The following is a 6,381-nucleotide window of genomic DNA, read 5'->3' as shown; positions in this document are numbered from 1 at the left end:
GATCGACCTCACCGGCTACCGGGTGGAGGCGACGGACGGGCGGATCGGCTCCATCGACGAGGCGAACGAGGATGCGGACGCGCGGTACCTGGTGGTGGACACCGGTCCGTGGATCTTCGGCAAGAAGGTGCTGCTGCCGGCCGGCACGGTGGCGCAGGTCGACCACCTGGACCGCGTCGTGCACGTTGACCGCACCCGGGAGCAGGTGAAGGAGTCGCCGGCGTTCGACAGGGACCACTTCGCGCACCCCGAGTACCGGGATCGGGTCGGCAGCTACTACACGGAGAGCTATCGACAGCAGTAAGCGCGGCAGGAGGCAGCGGCGCAGGCCGGGGAGCGGTTACCGTGTCAGTCATGGTCCGGCCGCGCAGCTGCCTCCCGGAGACCCGCAGCGGTCTCCCGGGCCACGCTGTCGACGGCCGGGAGCAGATCCTCGACGTATTACGTGCCGGCGGACTCCGTTTCCGCGCCGGCGGGCGATGGCGGCGCTCGTTCTGACGAGCCCGCTCCACCGACCTGGGTGACACCCGGGTCGCGTCTCCCCGCCAGCGAACGGCACGAAAGGCGTACGACCATGTCCTCTGCACGCATGCTCACCGGCGACCGCCCGACCGGGCGGCTGCACCTCGGCCACTACGTGGGCAGCATCGCCAACCGGGTGCGGCTGCACCAGCGCTACGAGAGCTTCTTCATCATCGCCGACCTGCACATGCTCACCACCCGCAACAGCCGCGCGGACATCGAGCAGGTCGCCCACAACGCCCGCGAGATGGTCACCGACATCCTCGCCGCCGGGGTGGAGCCGGAACGGGCGACGTTCTACCTCCAGTCCGCGATCCCCGAGGTCGGCGACCTGAACACGCTGTTCCAGAACCTCATCACTGTGCCCCGGCTGGAACGGGTGCCGTCGTTGAAGGAGATGACCCGGGACGCCGGCAAGGACGAGATGCCGTACGGCCTGCTCGGCTACCCGGTGCTCCAGGCCGCCGACATCCTCTGCGTCAAGGGCCAGGTCGTGCCGGTCGGAAAGGACAACGCCGCGCACGTCGAGGTGACCCGGGAGATCGCCCGCCGGTTCAACCACCTCTACGGCGAGGTCTTCCCGGTGCCCGACATGCTCATGTCGGAGACGCCCACGCTGGTCGGGACGGACGGCGCCGGGAAGATGAGCAAGAGCAAGGGGAACGCGATCGCGCTCTCCGACGACGCGGCGACGGTGCGCCGCAAGGTGATGGGGATGTACACCGACCCGAACCGGGTCCGCGCCGACGTGCCCGGCACCGTCGAGGGGAACCCGGTCTTCGAGTACCACGACATCTTCAATCCGGACCGGGCGGAGGTGGCCGACCTCAAGGCCCGCTACCGGGCCGGCCGGGTCGGTGACGTGGAGGTCAAGGAGGCGCTGGCGACGGCGCTCAACCGGTTCCTGGACCCGATCCGGGAGCGCCGGGCCCGCTTCGAGGCGCAGCCCGGCCTGGTCGACGAGCTGATCGTCACCGGAACCGAGCGGACCCGCGAGCAGGTGCGCCACACACTCGTCGAGGTCCGCCGGGCGATGGGCCTGAGCAGCGCGTACACCCAGGTGCGGCGCCGGGCCGAGCGCTACCGCAAGGCCGTCGCCACCTCGGCCTGACCGCGAGCCGGTCCGGGGTACGCGCTTGCGCCGACCCCGGACCGGCCGGTTACGCTGCCGACATGGCCAGCTCGCACGCGTACCCGATGACGTCCTCCGACGTCCGGCTCGGCGCGCTGCGACGCCGGCGGTCCCGCGACCGCCTGCGCTGAGCCTTCCCCTCCTGCGACCGGCGGATCGAGCCGCCGGTCGTCATCGATCGTCCTCGCTCCGCCGTCGCGTTCCCGTCAGGTGATCCGCGCGGCGGATCCACAGCGAGATCGGCGTACTCATGGATCTTGAAAGGTTGCTCACCGACCGGCTGGCGCCGGCGTTCGCGGCGGTGGCCGGCGTGCCGGTGGACCCGGCCGTGCGGCGCTCGCAGCACGCGGACTTCCAGTCCGACGCGGCGCTGGGGCTGGCCCGGCGGCTCGGCCGGCCGCCGCAGGAGATCGCCGCGGAGGTACGGGAGCGCGCCGCGCTGGCCGACGTCTGCGCGGCGGTCGAGGTGTCCGGTCCGGGTTTCCTGAACCTGACGGTGGCCGGGCACGCGCTCGGCGGGCTGGTGTCCGCGCTGGCCGCCGACCCGCGGCTCGGCGTGCCAGTGGTGGCCGAGCCGGAGACGGTGGTGGTCGACTACTCGGGGCCGAACGTGGCGAAGGAGATGCACGTCGGGCACCTGCGGTCGACTGTGATCGGGGACGCGGCGGCGCGGACGCTGGAGTGGCTCGGGCACCGGGTGCTGCGCGCCAACCACCTCGGTGACTGGGGCACACCGTTCGGCATGCTGATCGAGCACCTGCTCGACCTGGGCGAGGCCGGTGCGGCGCAGGAGCTGTCCATGGGTGACCTGGACGGGTTCTACAAGGCGGCGCGGGAGAAGTTCGACGACGACGAGGCGTTCCGGGAGCGGTCGCGGCAGCGGGTGGTGGCGTTGCAGGGCGGTGACCCGGCGACGCTGCGGCTGTGGCGGTTGCTGGTGACCCAGTCGGAGGGCTACTTCCTGACCGTGTACGACCTGCTCGACGTGACCCTGACCGGCGACGACTTCCGGGGCGAGAGCAGCTACCACGACCAGCTCGCGCCGACTGTCGAGGAGTTGGACCGGCTCGGGCTGCTGCGGCGCAGCGACGGCGCGGACTGCGTGTTCCCGCCCGGGTCGGTGGGCCGTGACGGCGAGCCGTTGCCGCTGATCGTGCGCAAGTCCGACGGCGGGTACGGCTACCCGGCCACCGATCTGGCCGCGCTGCGGCACCGGACCGGCGCGCTCGGCGCGACCCGGCTGCTCTACGTGGTCGGGCTTCCGCAGCGGCGGCACTTCGAGATGGTGTTCGCGGTCGCCGCGCAGGCCGGCTGGCTCACCGCACCGGCGCGGGCCGAGCACGTCGGGTTCGGCTCGATCCTCGGCCCGGACGGGCGGATGCTGCGCAGCCGGGCCGGCGGGTCGGTGAAGCTGGCCGGGCTGCTCACCGAGGCGGTCCAGCGGGCCACCGCGCTGGCCCGGGAGCGCAATCCGGAGCTGGGCGAGTCGGAGGCCGCCGAGGTGGGGCGCGCGGTGGGCGTCGGCGCGATCAAGTACGCCGACCTGTCCGGGGACCGGCACAAGGACTACGTGCTGGACTGGGAGCGGATGCTGTCGCTGGACGGGAACACCGCGCCGTACCTCCAGTACGCGTACTCCCGGGTCCGGTCGATCTTCCGGCGGGCCGGCGCGGCGGCGCGGCCGGACGCGGAGGTCTCGCTCGCCGAGCCGGCCGAGCGGGCGCTCGCCATGGAGCTGGTCGGCTTCGCCGCGGTGGTCGAGGAGGTGGCGGGTGGGTTGGAGTTCCACCGGCTGACCGCCTACCTGCACCGGCTGGCGGTCGCGTTCAGCGCGTTCTACGAGCGCTGCCCGGTGCTGCGGGCCGAGGGGCCAGTGCGGGAGAGCCGGCTCGTGTTGTGCGACCTGACCGGGCGGGTGCTGCGGCAGGGCCTGAACCTGCTCGGCATCCGTACCCCGGAACGGCTGTGAGGCCGAGGGGTCACCGGCAATCCATGCAGCGGCTAGCGTGACGCATCGATCGAACGCAAGGGAGGCGACCATGGCGGATCGGCGCGCGGTACTCGCACCGGGACAGGGCTACGACACCCGGGGACCGCTCTTCGTCTACATCGGGGAGGCGCTGCGCCGGCTCGGTTTCGAGGTGCACGAGGTGACCTGGCGGTCGCTGGGCGAGCTGCGGCTCGACAGCGCGCCGGAGTGGGTCGCCGAGCAGCTGGATCCGGTTCTCGACGCCGGGGTGGATCTGCTCGTGGGCAAGTCGCTCGGCAGTTTCGCCGCGCCGCTCGCCGCCGACCGGGGCATCCCGGCGGTGTGGCTGACGCCGCTGCTGACCGACCCCGCGGTACGGGAGCCGCTGGGCCGGGCCACCGCGCCATTCCTGCTGGCCGGCGGCACCGGCGACCGGTTCTGGGACGGTGCGGTGGCGCGCCGGCTGACCCCGTACGTGGTGGAGGTCGCCGACGCCGACCACTCGATGATGGTGCCCGGGCCGCTGGCGGCCTCGGCCGAGGCGCTCGGGCGGGTCTGCACGGCGGTGGAGGAGTTCGCCGCCGGCCGCTGACGGGTCAGCGGCGACTCCGCCGCGTCCACACCACCGCCACCACTGCCGCGATGAGCGGCAGTAGGCAGCAGAGCGTCAGGACGAACAGGTGCCACGGCTTGATCGCTCCCATGGGGCGAACGATAGGCGTCGCTGTCCACAGCCGCTACGCGGAGGCTCGGGCGGCCTTGCCGTCCAGCCACAGCGTGTCGCTGTCGTCGCGGTGGGAGCCGGTGGAGCCGACGTGCTTGGCGCTGATCCTCGGCCCGTTCTTGATCACGTGAATCAGAGCCATCGCGTGTCCCCGGCCGAGGCCGTACTCGTCCTTCAGCCAGGCCACGATCACGCCCGCCTTGACGTCGGCCGCGTCGTAGCCGCGCTCCTTGGCCTCGTCGACCAGGACGCGCGGGGTCTTGCCGGTCTTGTCCTCGATCGCGTCGAGGTACGCCTGGAAGGACATCTGCCCAACCCTTCGCTCGGGAGGTGGTGACGACCTCCACACTCCCGGGCGGGACGGTGCCGATCAACGACTGACCGGGCCACCGTCGTTGCCTCCAGGGCAACGATCGCCGTCGGGCGAGAGGCCGGAGAGCCCGGCCCGCGTGGTCGCGGGGCCGGGCTCTCCGGATCTCGGGGTACGCGCTCAGCGCTGGAGGGTGAGTAGTCCGGGTCGGTAGGGCAGGAGGCCGTAGTCGCCGCCGGAGTTGGGGGAGCGGCCTTGGTAGAGCAGTTGGAGGTTGCAGGGGTCGACGGTGAAGGTCTGGTCGGCGGTGGTGCGGATGAGTTCGCCGTGGCTGATGTCGTTGGTCCAGGTGGCGCCGCTGTTGGCCTTGCCGGCGAACGGGTTGGACTCGGTGGCGGCCTGCGGCGTCCAGGATCCGTTGAGGCTGGTGGCGGTGAAGGAGCGGAAGTAGCGGCCCTGGGAGCCGATCGCCTCGACGATCATCAGGTAGCGGGTCTGGCCCTGGAGCTTGTAGACCTGCACGGCTTCGAACAGGTTGTTCGTCGAGTCCGACATGATGGTGGTGTAGGTGGAGCCGAAGCTGCCGGGGAAGTTGCCCAGGGGCATGCTGGAGCGGTAGATCTTGCCGTTGTCACCGGCGAAGAACAGGTACATGTTCTGGTCGTCGGCGATCAGGGTCTGGTCGATCGGGCCGGTGCCGGAGCCGGAGATGCTGCCGGTGAACAGCGGCTGCGCCGACGACCACCCGTTCGGGTTGGTCGGGTTGGTCGAGGTGCGGTAGGAGAACGCGGTCGGTCCCCACTGGTAGGCCAGCACCCAGATGTTGCGCGGCGCGAAGTAGAACAGGGTGGGTGCCACAGTGCCCGACGACATCGCGTTCTGGCTGGCCGAGGCCATCTGCGACCAGTTCGAGAACAGGCCGAAGTTCATCGACCCCCACGACGAGCCGGTGTCGTGCGTCGTCGCGTACACCAGATGCTGCCCGTTGTACGGCACCACAGTGAAGTCCTTCAACGACACCCAGCCCGAGCGCGGCTGCGCCAACGCACCCGTCGAGGACCACCGGTACGACGACGGCAGGTTGCACGTGCCACCCGGCGGCGGGGTCGTCGGAGGCGGGGTGGTGGGGTTGCCGCCGCCACCGTCCACCCGTACGAGCTGCCACTGCTGGTTGGCGCCGTTCCAGTCGTCGTACTGGACGATGTTTCCGCCGTCGGCGGTCGAGGCGCCCTGCACCTCCACCACCTTGTTGCTGTGGCGGCTGATCAGCCGGACGTAGCCGCTGTCGGAGTCGGCCAGCCGGAACTGCTGGTTGGTCCCGTTGAGGTCGGACCACTGCACGATGCTGCCGCCGTTTGCGGTCGACCAGTTGTAGACGTCGAGCACCTTGCCGGACAGCCGGGACTTCAGCCGGTAGTAGCCGCCGCCGGAGTCGACGAACTGCCACTGCTGCTGGTTGCCGTTGTTGCGCGACCACTGCACGATCCGCGCGCCGTCGTTGGTGGCCAGGTTGTAGACGTCGAGCGCCTTGCCGCTGTTGCGGTTCACAAGGACGTACCAGGCGTTCGTGTCGACGCTCGCGGCGGCGGCGGGCGCGGACACGACCGCCACGGCGCCGGCGCCGACGAGTACCGCGGCCGCACCCGTCGCGACGACGCGCGGCAGCCATCCGCGCCGTCGTGGCGGCGACACAGTCGATGGGGACCTACCGAAAGCGAACATGT

Annotated in this window: 6 protein-coding genes (1 of these 6 only partly in view); 4 read left to right on the top strand and 2 right to left on the bottom strand. The window is 71.1% G+C overall.

Annotation, left to right across the window (positions count from 1 at the left end):
- The 4 genes from BFV98_RS20315 to BFV98_RS20300 form a co-directional block, all read left to right on the top strand.
- Positions 1-304, top strand: the 3' portion of a protein-coding gene (locus BFV98_RS20315; protein ID WP_013477419.1) for a PRC-barrel domain-containing protein. 140 nt of this gene lie to the left of the window's left edge; only the last 304 of its 444 coding nucleotides appear in the window; its start codon lies beyond the left edge, outside the window; it ends in the stop codon at positions 302-304.
- A gap of 270 nt (positions 305-574) precedes the next feature.
- Positions 575-1,633, top strand: a complete 1,059-nt coding sequence (gene trpS / locus BFV98_RS20310; protein ID WP_071097434.1) for a tryptophan--tRNA ligase — start codon at positions 575-577, stop codon at positions 1,631-1,633.
- Positions 1,634-1,904: 271 nt separating this feature from the next.
- The gene (gene argS / locus BFV98_RS20305) at positions 1,905-3,623 is read left to right on the top strand and encodes an arginine--tRNA ligase (RefSeq protein WP_071097432.1); all 1,719 of its coding nucleotides are present in this window, start codon (positions 1,905-1,907) and stop codon (positions 3,621-3,623) included.
- Positions 3,624-3,693: 70 nt separating this feature from the next.
- Positions 3,694-4,215 (top strand): alpha/beta hydrolase, encoded by a 522-nt coding sequence (locus tag BFV98_RS20300; protein WP_013289087.1) that lies wholly within the window; start codon positions 3,694-3,696, stop codon positions 4,213-4,215.
- Positions 4,216-4,360: 145 nt separating this feature from the next.
- On the opposite strand, the gene BFV98_RS20295 is transcribed toward BFV98_RS20300, so the two are convergent.
- Positions 4,361-4,654, bottom strand: a complete 294-nt coding sequence (locus BFV98_RS20295; protein ID WP_013289088.1) for a DUF4287 domain-containing protein — start codon at positions 4,652-4,654, stop codon at positions 4,361-4,363.
- A 183-nt stretch (positions 4,655-4,837) separates the two neighbouring features.
- The gene (locus BFV98_RS20290; protein WP_071097430.1) at positions 4,838-6,379 is read right to left on the bottom strand and encodes a non-reducing end alpha-L-arabinofuranosidase family hydrolase; all 1,542 of its coding nucleotides are present in this window, start codon (positions 6,377-6,379) and stop codon (positions 4,838-4,840) included.
- Positions 6,380-6,381: the final 2 nt, after the last annotated feature.

The sequence above is a fragment of the Micromonospora sp. WMMB235 genome (assembly GCF_001855515.1).
Lineage (GTDB): Bacteria > Actinomycetota > Actinomycetes > Mycobacteriales > Micromonosporaceae > Micromonospora > Micromonospora aurantiaca.
This window is presented reverse-complemented; position numbering and strand designations above follow the sequence as displayed.